Source organism: Paenibacillus sabuli (genome assembly GCF_014705605.1).
In the GTDB taxonomy this organism is placed as follows: Bacteria; Bacillota; Bacilli; order Paenibacillales; family Paenibacillaceae; genus Paenibacillus_D; species Paenibacillus_D sabuli.
The window spans coordinates 20,724-44,801 of sequence record NZ_JACXIZ010000027.1 but is presented as its reverse complement, the minus strand read 5'-3'; the positions used below and the strand labels follow the sequence as shown (position 1 = coordinate 44,801).

The following is a 24,078-nucleotide window of genomic DNA, read 5'->3' as shown; positions in this document are numbered from 1 at the left end:
CCGAAGTGCGATCTTCAAAGTATACCATTTTGTTGCAGTTCCGTCTTCTTCTTCTTACATACGAATCAGAACGTGCCAAAGTAACGCAATTCGGTTTAAATTCAGTTTACCGTCTATGACAATTGTGTGACAGCGGCGCAAGGGGGAGCTTACGCCTGGACGAAAGTCGAGCTTAAGGACCCGGGTAGCCGCCGATAAGGCGCTTGCCGGGTTTGCCGTCATTTGGGTATACTGGAAACCGTACAACACGGTAAAGGCGGAATGTGAATTGGTACTGGCACGAAACAGGAAAAGCACCCTCACCCGGCTCATAACGGTGCTTGCATGCATCGTCGCGCTCGCTGCGGCGGCTTATTGGTACTGGAGCTCGCAAATGAAATACGTCAACCACGCGCAGCCGCAGCTGCTGCTGCCGGTCGAGTCGGTCGCGGGGCCGGCAGAGCGCTACGACGTCATCGTCGCGGGTACCGATCCCGAAGGCGTAGTCGCGGCCATTTCCGCCGCCCGCAACGGGCTGACGGTTCTCTTGGTCGAGCAGGGGCGGCGCGACCGGCTCGGCGGCCTGATGACGGTCGGTTGGCTCAATACGCTCGATTTCAACTACGCGCCCGAGCAGCAGCGGCTCCTCAGTTTGCTGCGCGGACCGCGCCTGCTCAACGGCGGCATTTTCGAGGAATGGTACGCCAAAGTTGAAGGCAGCTCCTTCGACACCATCAGCGCGGCCAATGCCTTCTACGAAATGGTGCAAAACGAGCCGAACATCGATCTGCTGATGCACGTGCGCAGCATGGAGCCGCTGACCGAAGCCGGCCGAGACGGCCGCAGTCGCGTGCGCGGCATGCGTCTCGCGCTCGCGGACGGTACGACGGCGCAGCCGCAAGCGCGCACCGTCATCGACGCGACCCAGGACGGCGATATTGCGGCTGCGGCAGGCGCGCCCTATACAGTCGGACGCGAGGACATCGGCGATCCGGAGGCGCGCATGGTCGCTACGCTCGTCTTCCGGATGAGCGGCGTGACTCAGGATGTGTGGGAGCAGCTGGGCGACTATCCGGATACGGAGATGGACCGCATGAGCATCTGGGGATACAACGAAGCGAGCGCCTACCCGTCCAGCGACCCCGAGCGCGTCAAGATCAGAGGCCTCAACATCGGGCGGCAAAACGACGGTACGATCCTGATCAACGCCATGCACCTGTACGGCATCGATCCGCTCGATCCGGCGTCGGTAGCGCAAGGACTGGAGCGCGGGCACCGCGAAGCGCCGCGCATCGCGGCCTACCTGCGCGAGCGCTTCCCGGCGTTCGCCACGCTCGAGTATGCCGGCACCGCGGACGAGCTCTATATTCGGGAATCCCGGCACATCCGGGGCGAGTACCGGCTGCGGCTCTCCGATCTGCTGGCCAATCGGGACTTCGACGATGCGATCGCTTACGGTTCGTATCCGGTCGACATCCAGAGCTCGAGCGACGGCTCGGGCGGGACGATCCTGATGAATCCGGAGCAATACGGCGTGCCGCTGCGCTGCCTGATCCCGCTCGCGGTAGACGACCTGCTCGTCGTCGGACGCGCGGCGAGCTTCGACTCGGTGCCGCACGGCAGCGCACGCGTCATCCCGCTCGGGATGGCGACCGGCGAAGCGGCCGGCGCGGCTGCAGAGCTGGCGATGGAACGCGGCCTCGGCTATCGCGAGCTGGCCGCCGACCCCGAGGCGGTGCGCGAGCTGAGGAGGCGGCTGACCGCCCAAGGCATGAAGCTGGAGGCGGAGCAGCTGGATCCCCCGGGCTATACGCAGCACAAGGCGTATCCCGGACTCGTCGCGGCCGCAAGCCTGGCCCTGACCTCCGGCAGCTATACCAACGACGCCTGGCAGCTCGACGAGCCGTCCAATGTGCAGCGCTTCATCAACGCGCTGCGCCGCGTCGGCTCCGTGCATCAGGAGGCGTTCGCCGGGGATGTGACGTCCGGCGTGATCAGCACCGATCCGGCGCAGTGGCCCAAGCTGGCGCTTACCCTCGATCAAGCGGCGCGGCTCGTGCTCGCCGCCACCGGCCACGAGCTGCAAGACGAGGGCGCAGCCGCGCAGACGGTCGAGCTCGGCCTGATCGCGGCGGAGACGCTGGCGCATGTCGCCGATCCCGAGCAGCTGACCAACGGCGATGTATTCCTGCTCATTCGCGATCTGGCCGCCGGACAGTTGGGCATGACGTTTGAATGATATTCTATACTTTTTCTATCGGAGAAATATGTGTATAATGAAAGCGAGCGAAGCGGCGGTACCGCGCCGTTTAATATTATTATACGAAACAAAAGGAGTTTTGCTGCTATGGGGAAAACGTTGATTTTTGGTCATAAGAATCCGGATACGGACACGATCTGCTCGGCAATCGCCTATGCCGATCTGAAAAACAAGCTCGGCCTGGAAGCCGAAGCCGTGCGGCTGGGCGAGGTCGGCGGCGAGACGCAATTCGCGCTGGACCGGTTCGGCGTAGCGGCGCCGCGCCTGATCGGCAGCGTGGCGGGCGAGGCGGAGGAGGTCATCCTCGTCGATCACAACGAACGCCAACAAAGCGCGGACGGCATCGAATCGGTGCGCGTGACCGAGGTCATCGACCATCACCGCATCGCCAATTTCGAGACGAGCCAGCCGCTCTATTACCGGGCGGAGCCGGTGGGCTGCACGGCCACGATCCTGAACAAGCTCTACAAGGAGCACGGCATCGCCATCGACAAGCCGATCGCCGGCCTCATGCTCTCTGCCATCATCTCCGATTCGCTCCTGTTCAAGTCGCCCACCTGCACCGGGCAGGATGTCGCCGCTGCGCGCGAGCTGGCCGAGCTGGCCGGCGTCGACGCCGATAGCTACGGGCTCGACATGCTCAAGGCAGGCGCAGACCTGAGCGACAAAACGATCGACCAATTGCTCTCGCTTGACGCCAAGGACTTCACGATGGGCGAGCGCAAGGTGCGCATCGCCCAGGTCAACTGCGTCGACACCAACGACGTCATCGGCCGTCAAGGCGAGCTGGAGTCGAAAATGCAGGGCGTGATCGCCGAGCAGGGTCTCGATCTGTTCGTCTTCGTCGTCACCGACATCCTGAACAACGATTCCGTCACGGTCGCGCTGGGCGGCTCCGCGGCAGCGGTCGAGCAGGCCTTCGGCGTTAACCTCGCCAACAACCAGGCGCTGCTCAAAGGCGTGGTCTCGCGCAAATCGCAGATCGTGCCGGTGCTGACCGAGGCGCTGGCGGCCAAGTAATTGAACGACACGTTTTGCATATCAAACAGGCAAGGGCTCAGACGCTCTTGCCTGTTTGTTTGTTTAGTTGGTTTGATTTCCTATCCAGGGGCCTGCATTTGCCCTTAGTGGAGCACTTACGCTACAATAATTCCATGCTGCAAACGGCTGCGCGCAAGGCCGGAGCGAAAGGGGAGCTGCAAAAATGAAAGCATTGCATTTCGGAGCCGGCAACATCGGGAGGGGGCTCGTCGGGCTGCTGCTCACGCAGTCCGGATACGACGTCACCTTCGTCGCGCGCAATGAAAAGCAAGTGGCGCTGATCGAGCGGGAGCAACGCTATACCGTTGTCATGGCGGGCGAACAAGAACAAACGCTGGAGGTAGAAGGCGTTCGAGCCATTCATACCCGCAAGCAAAAGGAAATCGAAGCGGCGATCGTCGAGGCTGATCTGATCACGACGGCCGTCGGCACATCCGCGCTCAAGCATATCGCCGAATCGATTGCCGCAGGCATTACCCAGCGGTTATTGGAGCATCCCCGCCCGTTACATATTATCGCATGCGAAAACGCCAAAAAAGGCAGCTCGCTGCTGAAGAAATGGGTATATAGCTATTTTCACGACGATCTGCAGGAGCTGGCGGACCGGTACATCGCCTTTCCGAATGCGGCGATCGACCGCATCGTGCCGAACCAGCGCCACAAGGGCGACCCGCTGAAGGTGCGCGTGGAGCTGTTCTACGAATGGATCGTCGATCGTTCGATGATGTTCGAGGATTACCCGCAGATTAAGGGCGTCAAGTATGTCGATGCGCTCAAGCCCTATATCGAGCGCAAGCTGTTCACGGTCAATACCGGTCATGCCTGCGCCGCTTACTTCGGCTACCTGGAGGGCTACGAGACGATCCAGCAGGCGCTCGCCGATTCGGGCGTGATGGCGCGCGTCCGCGGCGTGCTGCGCGAGACCGGCGCGATGCTGATCGAGAAGCACGGCTTTGAGAAGCGCGATAACGAGGCGTATGCCGAGCGTACGCTGGAGCGCTTCGCCAATCCGGGCCTGATCGACAAGGTCGTGCGCGTCGGGCGCTCGCCGATCCGCAAGCTCGGACCGGGGGACCGGCTCGTCAAGCCGGCGCTGCAGGCCCATCAATACGGCTTGTCCTGCGACCGGCTGGCCGAGGCGATGGCGGCGGCGCTGCTGTTCGACTACGCCGAGGATCCCGAGGCGGTCAAGCTCCAGCAGGCACTGGCGGACAAGGGGCTGGACGGGGTCCTCTCGGACTTGCTCGGCATCGCCGCGGAGCATCCGCTGCATGCCAAGATCGCAATGGCCTATGAAGAGCTGCGCGCGCACAAGGCTTGACGAAGGACGACGAAAGCTGTCGCGTGGGAGGGATGGGAAATGTTTCACGTATTGCTCATCGAGGACGACCTCGGACTGGTCGGACTGCTGGAGGCGCATTTGGCGAAGTTCGGCTATATGACGCGGCATGTACGCGATTTTGAACGGGTGCTGGAGGAGTTCGAAGCGTTCGCGCCGCATCTGGTGCTGCTCGACGTCAATCTGCCCAAATTCGACGGCTATTATTGGTGCCGCCAGATTCGCTCCCGTTCCAACTGTCCGATCCTGTTCATCTCCGCCCGCGACGGCAAGATGGATCAAGTCATGGCGCTGGATAACGGCGCCGACGATTATATCACCAAGCCGTTCGATTACGAACTGGCAATGGCCAAGATCAAAAGCCAGCTGCGCCGCGCTTACGGGCCGTACGCGACTCCGCTCGGCGAACGGACGGTCGAGGCCGGCGGCCTGACGCTTGAGGTGGACCGGCTCGCGCTTAGCTGCGGCGAGGCGAGGGTCGAGCTCAGTCCGACCGAGATCAAGATTCTCGACGAGCTGATGGGCAGGCCCGAGCAGCTCGTCAGCCGCGATCGGCTGCTGGAGCGCATATGGGACGATCAGGCCTTCGTCGACGACAATACGCTCAATGTGTACATCGCCAGAGTGCGCAAAAAGCTGGCGTTGCTCGGCAAGGACGAAGCGCTGCAGACGATCCGCGGGCAAGGCTATCGCCTCGGCTTGTCCCGGCAGGTGCAGCCATGAGGCTGTTCGTACGCGAGCAAGCGCCGCTCGCGGCCGTCTATGCCGCCCAGCTCGCGCTGACGGCGCTCGTCTACTGGCTGGACGGCTATCGCAACGTCGAGAACGCGCTATATGCGGCGCTCCTGAGCGGCGCGCTCTTCGCCGGCTACCTGACCTACCGCTATGTGACGCACCGGCGCTTCTACCAACTGCTGGAGAGCGGGGGAGAGCGGGAGGCAGAGCTCGGCGACCCGTCTTCCTCGCCGCTGCCGGAGCACTTGCAGCGTCTGCTACGGCTGCAGCTGCGTCGGAGCCGAACCGAGCTGCAGCAGGTCCGTCAGACGATCGACGCCCATATCCAGTTCATCAACCAGTGGGTGCATCAGATGAAAACACCGCTGGCGATCGTGCATTTGATCGTCCAGCGCGAGGACGACGCCCGCTTCCAAGCGATCGGCGACGAGACGGATCGGCTTCAGAAAGGGCTGGATATGGTGCTCTACACCGCCAGGCTCGACGCCTTCGAGCAGGACATGCACGTGGAGACGCTGGAGCTGGCGGAGCTGGCGCGCGCCGCCGCCTCGCAGCAAAAGCGGCTGTTTATTCGCAATCGGGTGTTTCCCTCGATTGACGTCCCGGCGGGCATTCGCGTAGCCACCGATGAGAAATGGCTGATATTTGCGCTGACGCAGCTGCTCACCAACGCGGTTAAATATACGCCCAAGACAAAGGAGCCGGCTCGCCGGGTCGTGTATGTCCGCGGCGCAATGGAGGACGGCGGAGCGATGCTGGAGGTGCGCGATCGCGGGATCGGCATCCCCGACAGCGACCTGCCGCGCGTGTTCAACCCGTATTTTACCGGAGAGAACGGCCGGACGGTGCAGGAGGCGACCGGCATGGGGCTGTATCTGGTCAAGCAGATCTGCGACAAGCTGGGCCATCGCATAGAGATTGAGTCCGAAGTCGGGACGGGCACCGTCGTGCGCATTCGCTTTTGAGTCAACTTACATTTGTGTAAGCAAGTGTAAGCCGGAGCGATGGCGTCCAGTACCCCATCTCTGCTAAGCTATGGACGAGGCTGGAAGGAGGATGGCCGTGCCTGCACTGGAGGTCCGGTATGTGAGCAAGGTTTACGAGGGCAAGGTGCCGCACCGCGCGCTCGACAATGTCGCATTTGACGCGGAGGACGGAGAATTCACCGGCGTCATGGGCCCTTCGGGCAGCGGCAAGACGAGTCTGCTCAACCTCATCGCGGCCATCGACGAGCCGACCTCGGGAGAGATCCGCATCGCAGGCACCGCCCTGCACAGTCTGGGCTCGCACGAAGCCGCGCTGCTGCGGCGCCGCACGCTCGGCTTCGTGTTCCAGCATTTCCACCTGCTCGATACGCTGACGGTCGAGGAGAATATCGCGGTGCCGCTGACGCTGGAAGGGATATCCCCCGGCCGGATCGGCGCCCGCGTGCGGGAGGTGCTGGAGCGGCTCGGGATCGCCGACATCGCCGAGCGGCGCATCGACGCGATCTCCGGCGGCCAGATGCAGCGGACGGCCATTGCCCGTGCGATCGTCCACCGCCCGGCGCTCATCCTGGCCGACGAGCCGACCGGCAATCTCGACTCGCGCACGTCCGGCGAGGTGATGAGGCTGCTCGAAGCGGTGAACCGAGAGGATCGCGCCAACCTATTGATGGTGACGCACGACGCGCTGGCCGCCAGCTTTTGTCATCGCGTGCTGTTCATCAAGGACGGGCGGCTTTGCAACGAGATTGTGCGGGGCAGTCATCGCCAGACCTTCTACCAACGCATTCTCGACATGCAGTCGCTGCTAGGAGGCGAACGGCGTGACCTTCCGACGACTCGCGGTTAACAACGTGCTGCGCAACAAGCGAATTTACGCCGGGTATTTCGCAAGCAGCGCGTTTTCGGTGTTGATTTTTTTCGTCTGCGCGCTTTTCGTGTACCATCCGGATGTGCGCTCGGGCAGCGTGCCCGGCGTGTCGGTCGCGGCGATGCTCGTTGCCGAGGGGATCGTATTTTTGTTTTCGTTTTTGTTCGTGCTCTACTCGATCGGTTCCTTCCTGCAGCTGCGCAGACGCGAATTTGGCATCCTGATGCTGCACGGCATGACGAGCCGCCAGCTCAGCCGAATGCTCTTCCTCGAGCAGATGCTGATCGGCGGCGCGGCGACCTGCGCCGGACTCGGCTGCGGCATCCTTACGGCCAAGCTATTCCTCATGGCCGGCGCGCAGCTGCTCGGCATCGCGCCGCTGCGCTTCGCGATTCCCGGCGCGGCGCTCGGGCTGGCGGTGGGCGCGTACCTGCTGCTCTTCGGCCTGCTCGCGCTGTTGACGCCGCTGCTGGTGCGACGGGCGCGCCTGCTCGCAGGGCTGGGCCCCGGCCACGCGCCGCGCCGCGAGATTCGGGCATCGCGCCTGCTGGCACTGCTGGCGATCGTGCTGCTCAGCACGGGCTATACGCTGGCAGCCACGGCGACTGTCGAGACCGTCTACGTCCGCATGCTGCCGGTGACCGCGATGACGATTGCCGGGACGTATCTCTTCTACACCCAGCTCGGCGTCTACCTGATCCGGCTGCTGCGGCGCAGCCGCAGCTTGTATTGGCGAGGGACGAATCTGCTGATGCTCTCCGCGCTCGCGTATCGCCTGAAGGGGCAGGCCCGGATGTTTTTTATCGTGACGATCCTCTCGGCGGTGACCTTCTGCTCGGTCGGCATGTTCGCGTCGATCACGACGCTGGTCCGCCAGTTCGATCGGGATTACCCGGCAGCGATCGGTTACGTCGCCAAGGATGCCCGGCAGCCGGACGAGGAGCGCCGTCAGCTGACGCAGATCCGCGGGGAGCTGAGCCGCGCGAATCTCGCATACGAGGAGCTGACGGTGTCCGTGAAGCGCGTCCTGCTGCGCGATCCCGGCGGGGAAGGACGAGCGGACGAGCGCAGGTCGATCGGAGTGATGGCCTATCGCGATTATGTGCGTATCGTGGAGGCGTCGGATGAGCGAACGAACCTGGCCGAGCCTGGGGAGGGAGAGGCATGGGTCATGCTCGGCTCGCAGCGGGATCAGGCCTTGATCGGCGTTCGCTCCCTGCGGAGCCACCCGCTCGGGGCCGCGGCGGCGGCGGTCGGCACGGACGCGCTGCGCGAGCGCGGCTATACCGACCATGTGGCGCTGCCCGATTATCTCGCGGCCAACATCGAGCAGCGCGACAATCAGGGCGAATTCACCGGGCTGGTCGTACGCAACGAGGTGTACGATGCGCTGCCGGCGGCGGAGACGGAGCGCTATACCGGCTTTTATGTGGAGGATTTTCGTCAGACGGCGGGGCTGGCGAAGACGCTCGCCCCGGACGGCGTCGTGCGCTACGAGTTGGATCGGCCGTATGCCATGACCGTGAGCGGCACGCTGTACGAGCTGCAGCGGGGGCTGTATCGCACGATGCTGCTCGCGGCGCTGCTGGCGGGGGCGGTGTTTTTCATTGCCGCAGGCAGCTTCCTGTACTTCCGGCTCTATGCCGATCTGGACGAAGACCGCCGCCACTATGCCGCGATCGCCAAGATCGGGCTGACCGAGCGTGAATTGCGGCGCATCGTCACCCGGCAGCTGCTGCTTTTGTTTTTTGTGCCGATTGCCTTTGCCATGCTGCACAGCTTGTTTGCATTCATGGCGCTGCAGCGGTTTTTCTACGTCTCGCTCGCGGAAGAGTTAGGCGTCGTGCTGATCGGATTTTTCAGCGCGCAGACGCTGTACTTTGCATTCATCCGGCATCGCTATCTGCGCAAGCTGAACCGCCAGGTCCAGCCGCTGCTCAAGGGCGCGATGCAGTAGACAGCCGATTGGATCGCTTGGCGTGCATTCGATCCAAATCGGCCTGCTGGTCGACGTCGAGGTAGTCGAGCGCATTGTCGACCGCCGGCACGCTGATCTGGAATACGACGCTGGTGCTGATCGGCGCCGCGGTGGGGGCGTCATGGGCGGATATCGTGCACGTGATGGATCTGTACGCCAATGTCGTGTATGTCGCGCTCGTGCTCGTCGTCGACGCGGCAGCGGCGCTGTATATTCGTCGTCGACGCAAGGCATAGACGGCCTGCCTGCCGCGTACCTATTAGAGCAGGGCCTGTACAGGCTGCGAGCTACGCACCGGAAAAAGGAGTCGAGCGCATCCATGGATATCCCGTCCATTATCAAAGCCATCCTACTCGGCTTGGTCGAAGGCCTGACCGAATTCGCTCCGGTCTCCTCGACCGGTCATATGATTATCGTCGACGACATGTGGCTTCATTCCAAGGCTTTCTTGACGCAATATGTGGCCAATACCTTCAAGGTTGTCATTCAGCTCGGCTCGATCCTCGCCGTCGTGGTCGTCTTCCGGCATCGCTTCGCGGACCTGCTCGGCATCAGCCGCAGGGTGACGTCCGCGCGCGGCGGCGGCCGACTCAAGCTGACGCAGGTCATCGTCGGTCTGATCCCGGCGGGTATCCTCGGGCTGTTGCTCGAGGATACGATCGACGAGCGTCTGTTCTCCACTGCGACAGTGCTGATCGGGCTCGTGCTCGGGGCGCTGCTCATGATCGCGGCCGACCGCTTCGCGCCCAAGATGCCGCGCATCACCTCGGTCGATCAGATCACCTATCGCCACGCGCTGCTGGTCGGGCTGATTCAATGTCTGTCGCTATGGCCCGGCTTCTCGCGGTCGGGCTCGACGATCTCCGGCGGCGTGCTGCTCGGCATGAATCATCGGACGGCGGCCGATTTCACGTTCATTATGGCCGTGCCGATCATGGCAGGAGCGAGCGGCTTGTCGCTGCTCAAGAACTGGCAGTATTTCACGCTCGACGCGCTGCCGTTTTTTATCGCCGGCTTTATCAGCGCGTTCGTGTTCGCCTTGCTAGCGATTCGCTTTTTTCTCAAGCTGATCGACCGCGTCAAGCTGGTGCCGTTTGCCGTGTATCGCATCGTATTGGCGGCGGTGATTGCGGTGATCTATTTCGGTTAAAGATGCCGGGCCCGAGACTCGCGCGACCGTGAAGGCTTTCGCCAGCGCACCGACTAGACCGTCAGTAGACGGCGGGCCGGTGCTTTTTTATGTGGAGCGCCGCTGGAGGAGATAAGCGTACATTCTGAGGTCGCACAGGGCGTGCGCTGGCGATAGCCTTCACTAAGGAAAGGGTGCATTAGGCGGCACGCTTTATAAGCTTGATATACAAGCTTGGTTATGGCTATAAGCAACGCCTATTAAGATATTGCCGATTGCTCTTGGACAAATCGCGGCGACAGGGGTAAAGTGGAACACAAAGGATGGATGCCCGATGATTCAGGACATACTGACCACGTTGCTGGAGGTCATCGTGCCGCTGGCGATACCGGTCGTCGTCGGCGCGCTGCTTGCCCGCTACCGGAACCTTGACACGAAGCCGCTCATTACGCTTTACTTTTATATGCTGAGCCCCGCTCTCATTTTTGACGCGCTGCTGAATGCGGAGCTGACTTGGGACGATGTCTACAAGACCGTTGCCTTCAGCCTGCTGAACTTGGTGCTGCTCTGGGCTGTGGCAAGGGGAATCGGCAGGCTGCTGCGGCTGCCGACGACGGACACCGCCGGTCTGACGCTCATCTCCACGTTCACCAACAGTGTCAATTACGGGCTGCCGCTCGTACTGCTCGCGTTTGGCCAGCTCGGACTGGACAAGGCTTCCATCTACGTCATTTCGCAGATGGTGATCGTTAACACGATCGGGATCTATTTCGCCGCCCGCTCTCATTTTTCCGTCCGCCAAGCCATACGCTCGGTCTTCGCGCTGCCTGCGATCTATGCCGGCATGGCCGCCGCCCTGGTGCTGCTCCTCGACGTGCAGCTGCCGGAGCCGCTTCTCACCGGCATCTCGATGGTAGCCGCCGCCTATTCGCCGATCGTGATGGCGGTGCTCGGGGTGCAGATGATGAATGTGCGTACCGAACGGCTGGAGCCGCGCATGCGGCGTGCGCTTGGCGCCGGGCTGGTCATCCGGCTCGCGCTGGCGCCGGCGATCGCCTGGCTCGTGCTGCTGGCGCTCAATGTGGACGGCATGCTGCGGGCGGTGCTGTTCATTCTGGCGAGCATGCCGGTGGCGGTCAATGCGGTTATGCTTTCGACCCGCTTCGATGCCTCGCCGCGTCTTGTCGCCAAGTGCATTTTGTGGACGACGCTGGCGTCGTTTTTGCTGCTGCCCGTGCTGATCACACTCGTCGCGACCGGCACGCAGTAGCCATTCCTACACAGGTAAAGGATGATCCGTCATGCAAACGATGCGCCGCTTTTTTGCGTATTATCGCCCGTACAAAAAGTTGTTCTTTCTCGACTTCGGCTGCGCCGTCGTGGCCGGTCTGCTCGAGTTGGCCTTCCCGCTCATCGTCAGCCGCTTTATCGACGATCTGCTCCCGACCGGCAATTGGCCGATCATCGTACTCGTCAGCTTCGGCCTGCTCGCGGTCTACGCGCTCAATACGGCGCTCATGTACATCGTCACCTATTGGGGGCACAAGCTGGGCATCAACATCGAGACGGACATGCGGCGCAAGCTGTTCGAGCATTTGCAGAAGCTGTCGTTCCGCTTCTTCGACAACAACAAGACCGGCCATCTCGTCGGCCGCGTCACCAACGATCTCAACGACATCGGCGAGGTCGCGCATCATGGACCCGAGGACGTGTTCATCGCCGTCATGACGCTGATCGGCTCGTTCTCGCTGATGGCCTATATCAATCTGGAGCTGGCGCTGCTCACCTTCATCATCATCCCGGTCATGGCCTGGCTGATCATCGTGTTCGGCGGCCGCATGACCAAGACGTACCGCCGCTTGTTCGGCGACGTCGGCAACTTCAACGCCCGCATCGAGGACAACGTCGGCGGCATGCGCGTCGTACAATCGTTCGCCAACGAGGCGCATGAGCAGAAGCTGTTCGCCGTCGACAACGCCCGCTTCCGCGCGACCAAGCTGCTCGCCTACAAGACGATGGCCAAAAGCATCTCGATCAACTACATGATGATGCGGCTGATCACGGTGTTCGTGATGATCTGCGGGGCTTGGTTCTTCATCGACGGGCGCATCGAGCTCGGTGAATTCATGGCCTTCGTGCTGCTCTCGAATATTTTCTTCCGGCCGATCGAGAAGATCAACGCGGTCATCGAGAGCTATCCGAAGGGGATCGCCGGCTTCAAGCGCTACACCGAGATTCTCGATACCGCGCCGGATATCGCGGACCGGCCGGGGGCGAGCGAGCTGCGCAAGCCGCGCGGCGACATTCGCTTCGAGGACGTGACCTTCGGCTACGAGAACGGACGCAACGTGCTGGAGAACGTCAATCTGACGATCGGCGCCGGCGAGACGGTCGCCTTCGTCGGCCCGTCGGGGGCCGGCAAGACGACGATCTGCAGCCTGCTGCCGCGCTTCTACGAGGCGACGGGCGGCCGCATCACGGTCGACGGCACCGATATCCGCGAATTCACACTGCAATCGCTGCGGCGTCAGATCGGCATCGTGCAGCAGGATGTCTTCCTGTTCACCGGCACGATCCGCGAGAACATCGCCTACGGCAAGCTGGACGCCCCCGAGGACGAGATCTGGGAGGCGGCGCGGCGGGCCTCGATGGCCGATTTCGTGCGCGGTCTGCCGGACGGCATGGATACGGTGATCGGGGAGCGCGGCGTGAAGCTGTCCGGCGGACAGAAGCAGCGGCTCTCGATCGCGCGAATGTTCCTGAAGAACCCGCCGATCCTGATCCTGGATGAAGCGACGTCGGCGCTCGATACCGAGACCGAGGCGATGATCCAGCAGGCGCTGGCCGAGCTGGCCGTCGGCCGCACGACGCTGGTGATCGCGCATCGGCTGAGCACGATTCGCAATGCCGACCGGATCGTCGTCGTCAGCGAGCGCGGCATCACCGAGCAGGGCAGTCACGAGGAGCTGGTCGCCGCGGGCGGCATTTACAGCCGCCTGCATGTGGTGCAGAGCCGGGCGCAGTAAACCAACTGGAAGAAAAAAGCAATGGATCGTAAAGAAAAAAGCAATGGACGTGCCGCATCTGCGGTGTCGTCCTTTTTTTTGTGCCGCAGAGAGCGGCGCACTGACAGACAAAAGGGACGTACTGCCTGCGCGCGCTCGCCGCGCGAGGAAACAACCTATGTAAATGCTATGCTTGCGTCTCGCAGAGCTGGCGGCGGGTCCGTTAGACTGGTGCGAACGGAAAGGCACGTGATAGCTAGGGGCACGACAGGTGGGGACGGCGACTGCTGATGATCTCCGACAGCGGCAACGCCGCCAAGCCGTGCGTATTTTTCGCGAGCAATCGGGAAAACATAGAAGGTGCGGCTTGCATCTTGCCTGTGCCGCTTTCTCTTCTCGGAGCAAACGTGTAAAACAACGGTTACTTTTTTATTGTTAGTGTGTTACAATACAAAAGTAAGTCAATAATGAGAGCAAGGGAGTGGCCCATGATGTCGAAATCGTTTTTGGAAGCCGTCAAAGCCCGCCGTACGTATTATGGCATTACCAACGAAGCGGTAACCTCGAAGAAAGAAATTTCCGAGCTCGTGGAATTTGCCGTCAAGCATACGCCGTCGGCCTTCAATTCGCAGAGCGCCCGCGCGGTGGTGCTATTGGAAGAGCAGCATAACAAGTTCTGGGATTTGACGCTGGACATCCTGCGCGGCATTGTCTCCGGCGATCAACTGCAAGCGACGGAACAACGCATTGCGGGCTTCCGCGGCGGCTACGGCACGATCTTGTTTTTTGAAGACAGCGCAGTGATCGAAGGCTTGCAGCAGGCGATGCCTACATACGCGGCCAAGTTCCCGATCTGGTCGGGCAATTCCTCGGGCATGCTGCAATATGTCATCTGGACGGCCCTCGAGGACGCCGGCTACGGCGCATCGCTCCAGCATTACGATCCGCTGGTCGACGAAGCGGTTCAGAAGGAATGGGACGTCCCGGCCAACTGGAAGCTGCAAGCGCAGCTCGTATTCGGCAAGCCGGTAGCCGAGCCCGGCGAAAAAGAATTTCAACCGATTGACGCCCGGGTCAAAGTGTACGAATAATAAAAGCCTTTGCGCCGCGCTGCCCAGCAGCGCGGTTTTTCTATGCGCAACGGGGCAATGTATGGTATACTACATTTTGTTGATAATTGTTCTCATTTGTTGGGTGCGAAATTTTTCGCTTTGGAGGGTTCAACTGTGACTGTGACAACGGATAGGAAGTACTCGAATGATGCGCGCATCACGAGCAAGGACGAGCTGCGCGAGCTGATCGGCATGCCGCACGAAGCGGTCGTCAAAAAAACGATTGATCGCATCGACGCGCATGTTCGGCATTATTTGACGTTATGCCCGTTATTTTTGCTGGCCACCTCGGACAGTCAGGGGCGGTGCGACGTTTCTCCGCGCGGCGACGGCCCCGGCTTTGTCCGCGTCCTGGACGAGCGCACGCTCTTTTATCCGGAGCGTACGGGCAACCGCCGGGTCGATTCGCTCATGAATATGCTCGACAATCCGCAGGTCGGCATGCTGCTCCTGATCCCCGGGCTGCAAGAGGTCGTACGCATCAACGGCCGGGCCGAATTGACCAAGAGCGAAGAGCTGCTGCAGGGCAGCGCGGGCAAGCATAGCGGGATCGGCGTCGTTGTGCGGGTGGAGGAGGTTTTTGTCCATTGTCCGCGTGCGCTCAAGTTCTCCGGAATCTGGAATGCCGGCAGCTGGCCGGACAAGGAGGCGCTGCCTTCTATTGCGGATATGTTTCGCGCCCATCTGCAGATCAGCGGCTACGTCCACGAAGAATAGCTTGAATGCTGCCTTAGCGAGTAGCGATTCATTTGATGGATTGCATTCTTTTTTCATCTGATGATAATCATTATCAATAAAAGTCTTTTCGATACATAAGATCGTTTTCGAGGCACACATTTATTTAAACAAAAAGGAGCTTCAGATCACATGGCATCATCAGTTCAACATTCCGGCACCGACGCCGGAGCGGGCGGTTCGCAGCTCCAATCCAGACCGCTTGCGGCCAGCGCAATTTTGATCGGCGGCACGGCGCTGCTGGCGTTTGGCATCGCGCTTTCCATTTCCTTCGGCGCGGCCAGCATCGGCCTAAAAGAAGTATGGGGGGCGATGTTCGCCTTTAATCCCGAGCTGACGAATCATCAGATCATTCAGGAGCTGCGGATGCCGCGTGCCGTGGCGGCCGCGCTGGTCGGCGCGGCGCTTGCCGTGGCGGGCACGCTAATGCAGGGGATGACTCGCAATCCGCTTGCCGACTCGGGGCTGCTCGGCATCAATGCCGGCGCCGGATTCGTGCTGGCGGTCTGCTTTGCGTTTTTTCCCGGCTTGTCGTTCGGAACCTTGATTCTGTTCTCCTTCGTCGGCGCGGGATTGGGCGCCGGGCTCGTATTCGGCGTCGGCTCGCTCGCTCAGGGCGGGCTGTCTCCGGTGCGGCTGGCGATTGCGGGCGCGGCGGTGACGGCGTTGCTGACGGCGCTTAGCGAAGGCATTGCGCTTCATTTTCAGATCGGACAGGACCTGGCCTTCTGGTATGCGGGCGGGGTGCAGGGTGTGCAGTGGAAGGAGATCATGCGAATCGGACCGTGGATCGTAGCCGCGCTCGCCGGCAGCATGCTGCTGTCCCGATCGATCACGGTGCTCAGTCTCGGCGAGGAGGTCGCCGCGAGCCTGGGCCAGCGCAATCGGCTCGTCAAGGCGCTTGCCTCGCTGGCGGTGCTCGTGCTGGCCGGTGCCGCCGTCGCGGTAGCGGGCATGATTGGCTTCGTCGGGTTGATGATTCCGCATCTGACGCGTTATCTGGTCGGCCGTGATTATCGGTGGATCATTTCATGCTCGGCGGTATTGGGCGCTCTGCTCCTCGTTCTCGGCGATCTGGCTGCGCGCATGATCAATCCGCCCGAGGAGACGCCGGTCGCAGCGCTGATCGCGCTGATCGGCGTGCCATTCTTTCTCTACCTGGCTCGCAATGAAAGGAGGGAGCTGTAATGGCAAGCTTGCGCACCAACATGCCGCCGCAGCGACGCCGCTCGACCGCCGTCACGGTCATGATCGTGCTGGGCATTTTGATCGTCGCCGCTTTTGTCGTCAGCATGAATACCGGATTCATCCGGCTCTCCCCGCTCGATGTGCTGCGGACGCTGTTCGGCGGGGGAACGGACAAGGAAAACCTGATTTTGTTCGATTTTCGACTGCCGCGCATCGTCATCTCGGTGCTCGTCGGCGCCGGCCTGGCCGTCTCCGGCTGTATCCTGCAGGGCATCTCGCGCAATGCGCTGGCCGACCCCGGCATTCTCGGCATCAATGCCGGGGCGGGCCTGGTCGTGCTGCTCTTCATCTCCTTCTATCCGACGACGTCGGCCGCGCCGCCGTTCCTGCTGCCGGTGCTGGCGCTGGTCGGGGCGGGGCTGACGTCGGCCTTGATCTACGCGCTGGCATTCAAGCGTCACGAGGGTCTCTCGCCGACGCGCCTCGTGCTGACCGGCATCGCGGTCGCGGCCGGCATCAGCGCGGCGACGATCGTATTGACGCTGCGGCTTAGCCCTGAAAAATATCAGTTCGTCCAGACCTGGATGGCCGGCAGCATCTGGGGGACGAACTGGAAGTTCGTATTGGCGCTGCTGCCCTGGATCGTCGTGCTGCTGCCGCTGGCGATGTACAAGGCTCGCGTGCTCAATGTGCTCAACCTTGGCGAGCAGACGGCTACCGGACTCGGCACGCCGGTCGAACGGGAGCGGCTCGGGCTGCTCGGGGCGGCAGCCGCGCTTGCCGCCTCGTGCGTCGCGGTCAGCGGCGGCATCGGCTTCATCGGACTGATCGGCCCGCATCTGGCACGGCGCCTCGTCGGTCCGCAGCATCAGCTGCTGCTGCCGGCGTCGGCGTTGGCCGGCGCACTTCTGCTGATCGTCGCCGATACGATCGGCCGCTCGCTGCTCGGCAAGGCGGAGGTGCCTGCGGGCATCGTCGTGGCGGTCATCGGGGCGCCGTATTTTCTGTATTTGCTGTCGCGTTCGCGGGCTTGACGCCGCCAGTTGCCAAAAAGCCCTCATCCGCTGCATGGCGGGGTGGGGGCTTTTAACCGAATGGATCATCTGGCACTTACCATAATAAATATTATGTCACCTTATCGTTGCGCATCTGCCACGTGTCGATGCCATTGTCCTCGAGGATGCCGATCGCCACATCGGAGATATCGGGATCGGTATACAGCTTGTCCCGCAGCCGCAGCCGAATCGTGCTGGCTTCGGTGAGCGTGAGCCCGCCGCGTAGCTCGACGAAGGCGTCGACATGATAGTTGCGGCCCTCCTGGATGATCCGGAGCTGGTTGATATCCGTGACATCGGGATCGCTTGTGATCGCTTGCACGATGCGATCCTCGACGTCGCGCGGCGCAGCGACGCCGATCAGCCCGACCATGTTGTCGTAGCCGACCTTGAACGCCACGAACACCATGAGCAGTCCGATCAGGATGGTGGCGATGCCGTCGACGATCAGCAGCCCGAGGAATTGGGCGCAGACAATTGCAACGAGTGCGAACAGCGCCCCCAGCGTGGCGACGATGTCCTCGTAGAAGACGAGCCGGGTCGGCGGCGCGGCGCGTCCCGCATTGCGAAACGCGACCGGGAATTTCATCAGTCCGCGCGCGCTCGTCCGCGTTTCCTTCAAAATTTCCTTGGTCGCCTTGAGCAGGATGCTGCCGTCAATCGCCACGGCGGCCAGCAGAACTGCGAAATTCAGCCAGAATCGGCTGGATTCCTCGGGGTGCTCGAGCAGCTTGATGCCCTTGTGTACCGTCTCGTAGGCCATCACGGTGACGACGATGACTGCGATCATGCAGAAAATGTTGATGACTCGACCGAAGCCGTCGGGAAATCGCCGCGTCGGCCGTCTTTCCGCCAACACGCTGCCGACGAAGACGAAGCCCTGGTTGACGGCGTCGGCGACCGAATGCATCGCGGAAGCGAACATGGTGCCGCTGCCGCTGACTGAGGCGGCAAACGCCTTGATGACCGCCAGACCGGTATTGCCCAGCGCCGCGGTCGCGGATGAGGTGTTGCCTTTTTTAAGTAAGGAGAGCCAGTTCGCCAATGCTTGTTTCCTCCGCTTCTTTGTTGCGTGCTGTGCCTTCCTACCTGCCCTGCCGTTGACGTATCCTATTACCATGTCCAAAAACTGGCCGATTGACTCGTTGTCCAGCGCCGCGCGCAAGTCTCCGATGCTCGCAAGGACGCGAGGTCGGCGCTTGACCCGGTTCTGAATCGAGCTAGCCGCAAATAGGGTATACTCGTTCCATGGGGCAGATCTTATATTAGAAGGTATACGCGTGCTTGTCAAAGCGCAAGAAAGAACGAATCAAGTCGGTTCTGCCGTGAAATTCGTTCAAATTCGTCCAATTTCGACCAAAATGGTCATGGCGATGGATTGAATTGGCATTCGATTGCCACTACAATTAAGTTCTGAAGACGAATGAACAGAAGGAAGGTCGTTATGGGTCTAACGCTCAATTTGGTCCTGTTTGTCTTTTTGCTCCTGCTATCCGCATTTTTTGTGGCTACGGAATTTGCGATCGTCAGAGTGCGCTCCTCGCGCGTCGATCAGCTGGTGCTGGAGGGCGGCAAAAATGCGCTGGCCATTCAGCGCGTCACCACCAACCTGGACGGCTATTTGGCGGCATGCCAATTGGGCATCACCATTACGGCGGTCGGCCTTGGTTTCCTCGGCGAGCCGACCGTGGAAAAGCTCCTGTTCCCGCTGTTCGAGCAATTCCAGCTCAGCGACAGCCTCAGCCACGCGCTGGCGCTGGCCATCGCCTTCGTAATGGTGACGTTCCTCCATGTCGTGCTGGGGGAGCTCGCGCCCAAGACCATTGCCATTCAAAAGGCGGAGGGCGTATCGCAGCTGCTGTCGCCCCTGATTATCTGGTTCCACCGCGTCTTGTATCCGTTCATCTGGATCATGAACGGCTCGGCGAACGCGCTGGTTCGCGTCTTCGGCATCAGGCCGGCGAGCGAGCACGAGGATGCGCATTCCGAGGAAGAGATCCGGCTCATCCTCTCCGAAAGCTATCAGAGCGGCAAAATCAATCAGACCGAGTTCGGCTACGTCAACAAAATCTTCACCTTCGACGAATTGCTCGCCCGGGAGATCATGGTGCCGCGCACCGATATGAGCTGCCTGTACGCCAACAAATCGCTGCCGGAAAACTTGAAGATCATACGCCGCGAGCAATATACGCGCTTCCCGGTTGCGATGGAGAACAAGGACAACATCATCGGGACAATCAATACAAAGCAATTTTTTCTGCGCTACGACAACAACCCCGATTTTGACCTGCAGTCGCTGCTGCAGCCGGTCATGACAGTACCCGAGGTGATGCCGGTCAAGTCGCTGCTGCGCAAGATGCAGCGGGAGCAGGTACATATTGCGGTGCTGCTCGACGAGTATGGCGGCACATCCGGTCTGATCACGATCGAGGATATTCTGGAGGAGATCGTCGGCGAGATCCGCGACGAATTCGACAAGGACGAGACGCGAGAGATCGAGCAGATCGGCGAGGGGCGCTTCTTCGTACAGGGCGTGTACCTGATCGACCAGCTGAATGACCGGCTGGGGGTGGAGCTTGAGCACGAGGACATCGATTCGATCGGGGGCTGGCTGTATGCCAAGCAGCCGGAGCTTCGCAAGGGCGAGCAGTGGACGTTCGAGGGCCTGACCTTCATCGTCCGCGAGCGCGACAAGAACCGAATCCGCAAAATCGAAATCATTCAGCACGACCCGCCAGCGACGAGCGGCGAACGCCGCGACGAAGAAGACGACCGCGACTGCGATCGCGAACGCGATCGGGATCGTGAAGGAAGCAAGCCCGAATCGGAATGATTCCCCGCTCGACAGACATGACCGCATACATCCCGATCGGCTGCTTGCCCCTTGGCAAAAGGGGGCAGGCAGCCGTTTTGATTTCACCTCACGGGTATTCTTGCATAAAATGACAAGCCGACGACGATACTACCCCTCAAAACGGCCTGTTGCGAGGGAGGAATTGCCATGAGCGTCACCGGATCACATCAGACTGGATTGCCGCTGGCGCAGCACCCGACTTCCATCGCCGCGCAGCTCAAAGCCCGGCTGCCGGCGGACGATTTAACGATTTTGCCGATTGATGACGAACGCGTGCAATGTCTTTTTTTTACGACATTGATTGATCAAAAGCGGTATCATCGCGAAATTGTGCCTCATCTCCAGGCTTGGGCGAGGGAGCCGGAACAATGGCGCGCTCTGTTCCCCCAGAGCAAGCGGCTGGACCAACTTGAAGCCGCGGTGGACGAGCTGCTGCACGGCTCGGTGCTGCTGCTCGGCGCAGGCGACCCTGGACATGCGCTGGCAATTCCGCTGCGCAATATTCAGCATCGCAGCATCCAGGAGCCGTCGGTCGAGAAGAACGTGATCGGCGCGAAGGAATCATTCACCGAAGACTTCGAAATCAACATCGGCCTGCTTCGCCGCTGGGTGAAAGACCCTCAACTCGATGTTCGCTGCTACGAGGTCGGGAGGCGCTCGCGCTCCAAGGTCGGCGTCGTCTATCAGGCGGATATTGCGCGTCCGGACTATGTCGATAAAATCGTGGAACGTATCGAAGCCATTGACATCGATGCGCTGCATGCGCATCGCGAATTGATGGATATGCTGATCGACCGCAGGGTCACGCCGTTCCCGTTGTACGAAATGACCGAAATTCCCTCCAAAGCTGCGGCTGGACTAGCGAAAGGCCGCATTGCCGTGTTTTTTGAAGGCTCGCCTTTCGCTGTAATGTTGCCTACTGTGATGATGACGATGATCGACGGCCCCGAAAATATGCTGCAGGGCATTTTGGTGCCGGGATTTGTCAAGGCGATTCGCATTGTTGCGCAATTGCTGGCGCTGTATGCGGCTCCGCTTTATTTGGCCATTGTGACGGTGGATTCGTTTATTCTGCCGACCGAATTCGGTCTTACGATCGCCTCCGATCAGTCAGGGCTGCCGTACGCGCCGGTGGTCGAGGTGGTATTGTTTATGATTATTCTTGATATTTTTATTGAAGGAACCTCTTATGTAGCGGGTAATATCGGACCGGCCATTAACGTTTTCGGCAGCCTTGTCATCGGCGAAGCGGCGACCCAGACCGGACTGATGAGCCGCATGATGATGATCATTACCGCGATTACGGTCATCGGCACGTATCTGGCTTCTTATCAACTGTCGTATGCCGTGCGGGTCTGGAAGTATCCGCTAATTGCGGCCGCGTCAATTATGGGGTTGTACGGCATCATGCTCTTGAGCGTCGGTTTGCTCTCGCATCTGTGCAGCCTGCAATCGCTGGGCGTGCCTTATATGAGCCCCCTTGCGCCGCTGCGGCTGAGCGATCTGTTCGGACGCGAGGTGATCATGAGCAGCACGAGAGATGCGTCGTTGCGTACCGGTATTTACGCACCGCAGGATCGAGGCAGACAACCGGGAGGGGGAGGAGGCGCGCAATGAATGAAACGATAACGCGGTTTCAGTTCTTTTCGATTCTGTTGCTCTCGGGGCTCGGCATGCTGCCCGTTGCGCTAACCGGGTGGCTCGGCCATTTGGAGGGGGATGCCTGGGTGCCCGTTGCAGCTTCGGCAGCGGCAGGCGTACTGGGCCTGCTTGTCGCTCATGGTGCCAGCGTCGCGACCGGCTCGCTGACATTGGCGGAATGGGCAGTCGCGCGCCTGGGCAAGCTGTTCGGCGGATGCTATGTCCTTCTGCTTGCCGCAGCGCTCTACTTGTGGGGGTGCATCACCTTTTTGGAGCATTGGTACATGATGGCTTATATGCAATTCAGCAATACGCCGTTCTGGCTGCCGGGGCTGTTCGTTCTTCTCGTTATTGGCTATATGCTTTCGAACGGTGTTGCGTCCTGGGCGCGGGTGTTCCAGCTCCTGCTTGTCCCCGTTATGACGGTATTATTCGTGCTGCTCGCCGCGCAGCTATGGCGAGCGGACTTTGGACGCCTACTGCCGCTAGGAGCAGGCATCTCGCGCGTAGGCGCCGCGGACTATGCAGTCTCGGCGTTTTTGCTTCACGGGTACGTGGGCTATTATTTTTTTCGCGCCCGTACTGCGCCGCGTGAAGGGTTGTTCGGCGCCGGCCTGTTGGCGATGAGCCTCAGCCTGATCGTTCTGCTGCTCCTGGTGCTGCTGCCGATCGCCGTGTTCGACGGCCGTACGTCAGCGCTGTTCGCTTATCCGTTTCTGGAATCGCTCCGTACGGTCAATGTGACTGCGCTGCCGCTCGAACGAGTCGGGTTCTTGTTGCCGCTGTTGTTGCTGGTTACCTCGTTATGCGCAATGGCGGTCGCCTTGCACGCGACCATGACGAGCGTATGCGCGCTGTTCACAAGGCTGAATCGGCGCTGGACACTGATCGCGCTGCTAGCGCTATTCGTCCCGCTCCTGATTCTCGAGCCCTCGCGCAGTGCGCTGCGAATCGCCACGCTGTGGTGGCTGCCGGCCCCGCTGCTGTTAGTTTTGGCGGTGCCGCTTGCCATGTGGCCGTTTGCGGCGCGGAGCAGGGGGGCGGCCCGATGAGCGGCGCCGGTCTTTTGCGCATCGGCAAGGGCTGGGCACTGGGCTTGCTCGCCTCCGCGCTCGTGCTGACGATCGGCGGCTGCATCGATATGGTGCATCTGAGCGCCGAGTCCTTCGTCGTCGGAATCGGAATCGAGCAGGGGGCCGACGGGCAGATGGCGGTGACGGTGGTCGACATTCCGATCGTCAGATCGGATGGCGGCGGTCGCGACAGCGCCTCCGTCAGCGAGCAGCAGGAGCAGTTGGTGCTGGTGACGAGCCGCGGTCCGAGCATCGCCTATTGCTTGCGCGATATCCAGTCCCGTTTTCACAATCGCTTTACTCTGAGCAAGCTGCAGTATGTCGTTTTTGGCCAACGGGCCGCCAGCGCCGGCATCAAGCCGTACCTCGACTATTTCAATCGCTCCAGCGAGGTGGATCAGAGCGTGCATCTCTTTACGACGCGCACCGAGCCTGCGCTTTTTTTGGATCAGACCGCGGCCAAGCTGCAGCAGTTTGTAATGAATACGTATTCGGTGGATCGGACCTACAGCGCCTCTATGCTGTGGCAGATGGCGCGGCTCGCGGACAATCCGCTGGAGAGCGGCGTGCTCAATGAGATCGGCATCGACCCGCGCGGCCATCTCGAGCTGGTCGGCGAGCGCTTGCTGCAGCGCGACCAGCTGCGGATGGCAGTGCCCAAGGACGATAGCAAGCTATACAACCTGCTGCGCGGCGAAGACGGAAACTCGCTGATTGTATTCGCCGACGATCAGCGAAAGCTGGCTTTCGAGGTGCATGAATCCAGGCGGCGGATCGAATATCGTCCGGATGAAGTCCGTCTCCACTTTCGGCTCAAGCTCTGGCAGCTGGAGCGGCCCGAATCCGCGGCGCATTCCGCGCACGCCGATCTGGAGCGGCAGTTGGCCGAGCGCCTGGCGGCCAAGCTGGAGGAGATGCTTCGCGAGGGGCAGCGGCTGGGCGTCGATATCGTTGGCGTCGGCGAAGGCTTTCGCCGACGCGGCTGGGATGTCTCGGATTGGAGTCAGCGGCTCAGACGGCTCGATCTGTCGGTCGAGGTCAAGGCGAAGGTGCTGTCCGGTCAGGGACGCACGGACCGATGAACGGTCCTTCGTTAGGGG

At 61.1% G+C, this 24,078-nt stretch carries 20 protein-coding genes; 19 read left to right on the top strand and 1 reads right to left on the bottom strand.

Going from position 1 to position 24,078, the window contains the following annotated elements:
• Positions 1–373: 373 nt before the first annotated feature.
• From IDH44_RS16125 to IDH44_RS16055, 15 genes are all read left to right on the top strand, one after another.
• Positions 374–2,218 (top strand): FAD-dependent oxidoreductase, encoded by a 1,845-nt coding sequence (locus tag IDH44_RS16125; protein ID WP_190919377.1) that lies wholly within the window; start codon positions 374–376, stop codon positions 2,216–2,218.
• Between the two features lie 108 nt (positions 2,219–2,326).
• On the top strand, positions 2,327–3,259 hold the full coding sequence (locus tag IDH44_RS16120; RefSeq protein ID WP_190919375.1) for a manganese-dependent inorganic pyrophosphatase: 933 nt from the start codon (positions 2,327–2,329) through the stop codon (positions 3,257–3,259).
• A gap of 184 nt (positions 3,260–3,443) precedes the next feature.
• A complete protein-coding gene (locus tag IDH44_RS16115; RefSeq protein ID WP_190919373.1) occupies positions 3,444–4,601 on the top strand; it encodes a mannitol-1-phosphate 5-dehydrogenase in 1,158 nt (385 codons plus the stop codon).
• A gap of 39 nt (positions 4,602–4,640) precedes the next feature.
• Entirely contained in the window at positions 4,641–5,342 is a 702-nt protein-coding gene (locus IDH44_RS16110) for a response regulator transcription factor (RefSeq protein ID WP_190919371.1), read from the top strand.
• Complete coding sequence (locus IDH44_RS16105; RefSeq protein ID WP_190919369.1) at positions 5,339–6,319, top strand: sensor histidine kinase; 981 nt, start codon at positions 5,339–5,341, stop codon at positions 6,317–6,319. Before IDH44_RS16110 ends, IDH44_RS16105 begins: the two co-directional genes overlap by 4 nt.
• A gap of 91 nt (positions 6,320–6,410) precedes the next feature.
• Positions 6,411–7,187, top strand: coding sequence for an ABC transporter ATP-binding protein (locus IDH44_RS16100; RefSeq protein WP_190919368.1), 777 nt, complete (start codon positions 6,411–6,413; stop codon positions 7,185–7,187).
• Complete coding sequence (locus IDH44_RS16095) at positions 7,162–9,165, top strand: ABC transporter permease (RefSeq protein WP_190919366.1); 2,004 nt, start codon at positions 7,162–7,164, stop codon at positions 9,163–9,165. Before IDH44_RS16100 ends, IDH44_RS16095 begins: the two co-directional genes overlap by 26 nt.
• Positions 9,166–9,239: 74 nt before the next feature.
• The gene (locus tag IDH44_RS16090) at positions 9,240–9,422 is read left to right on the top strand and encodes a hypothetical protein (protein ID WP_190919364.1); all 183 of its coding nucleotides are present in this window, start codon (positions 9,240–9,242) and stop codon (positions 9,420–9,422) included.
• 83 nt (positions 9,423–9,505) lie between these two features.
• Positions 9,506–10,336, top strand: coding sequence for an undecaprenyl-diphosphate phosphatase (locus tag IDH44_RS16085; protein WP_190919363.1), 831 nt, complete (start codon positions 9,506–9,508; stop codon positions 10,334–10,336).
• A gap of 313 nt (positions 10,337–10,649) precedes the next feature.
• On the top strand, positions 10,650–11,585 hold the full coding sequence (locus IDH44_RS16080; protein WP_190919361.1) for an AEC family transporter: 936 nt from the start codon (positions 10,650–10,652) through the stop codon (positions 11,583–11,585).
• A 31-nt stretch (positions 11,586–11,616) separates the two neighbouring features.
• Entirely contained in the window at positions 11,617–13,341 is a 1,725-nt protein-coding gene (locus tag IDH44_RS16075) for an ABC transporter ATP-binding protein (RefSeq protein ID WP_190919360.1), read from the top strand.
• A gap of 467 nt (positions 13,342–13,808) precedes the next feature.
• Positions 13,809–14,411 (top strand): nitroreductase family protein, encoded by a 603-nt coding sequence (locus IDH44_RS16070; RefSeq protein WP_190919359.1) that lies wholly within the window; start codon positions 13,809–13,811, stop codon positions 14,409–14,411.
• A gap of 135 nt (positions 14,412–14,546) precedes the next feature.
• A complete protein-coding gene (locus tag IDH44_RS16065) occupies positions 14,547–15,149 on the top strand; it encodes an MSMEG_1061 family FMN-dependent PPOX-type flavoprotein (protein ID WP_317890197.1) in 603 nt (200 codons plus the stop codon).
• A gap of 150 nt (positions 15,150–15,299) precedes the next feature.
• Complete coding sequence (locus IDH44_RS16060; RefSeq protein WP_190919356.1) at positions 15,300–16,355, top strand: FecCD family ABC transporter permease; 1,056 nt, start codon at positions 15,300–15,302, stop codon at positions 16,353–16,355.
• Positions 16,355–17,389: a FecCD family ABC transporter permease gene (locus IDH44_RS16055; protein WP_190919354.1), complete on the top strand. Its 1,035-nt coding sequence runs from the start codon at positions 16,355–16,357 to the stop codon at positions 17,387–17,389. Before IDH44_RS16060 ends, IDH44_RS16055 begins: the two co-directional genes overlap by 1 nt.
• 91 nt (positions 17,390–17,480) lie before the next feature.
• Here the strand turns inward: IDH44_RS16055 and IDH44_RS16050 are convergent, their stop codons facing one another.
• On the bottom strand, positions 17,481–18,455 hold the full coding sequence (locus tag IDH44_RS16050; RefSeq protein ID WP_223869740.1) for a cation diffusion facilitator family transporter: 975 nt from the start codon (positions 18,453–18,455) through the stop codon (positions 17,481–17,483).
• A 399-nt stretch (positions 18,456–18,854) separates the two neighbouring features.
• Between IDH44_RS16050 and IDH44_RS16045 the strand changes: the two genes are divergently transcribed.
• From IDH44_RS16045 to IDH44_RS16030, 4 genes are all read left to right on the top strand, one after another.
• On the top strand, positions 18,855–20,243 hold the full coding sequence (locus IDH44_RS16045) for a hemolysin family protein (protein ID WP_223869739.1): 1,389 nt from the start codon (positions 18,855–18,857) through the stop codon (positions 20,241–20,243).
• Positions 20,244–20,411: 168 nt separating this feature from the next.
• Positions 20,412–21,881: a spore germination protein gene (locus IDH44_RS16040; RefSeq protein WP_190919350.1), complete on the top strand. Its 1,470-nt coding sequence runs from the start codon at positions 20,412–20,414 to the stop codon at positions 21,879–21,881.
• Positions 21,878–22,957: a GerAB/ArcD/ProY family transporter gene (locus IDH44_RS16035; protein ID WP_190919348.1), complete on the top strand. Its 1,080-nt coding sequence runs from the start codon at positions 21,878–21,880 to the stop codon at positions 22,955–22,957. Before IDH44_RS16040 ends, IDH44_RS16035 begins: the two co-directional genes overlap by 4 nt.
• A complete protein-coding gene (locus tag IDH44_RS16030) occupies positions 22,954–24,060 on the top strand; it encodes a Ger(x)C family spore germination protein (RefSeq protein WP_190919346.1) in 1,107 nt (368 codons plus the stop codon). Before IDH44_RS16035 ends, IDH44_RS16030 begins: the two co-directional genes overlap by 4 nt.
• Positions 24,061–24,078 lie beyond the last annotated feature (18 nt).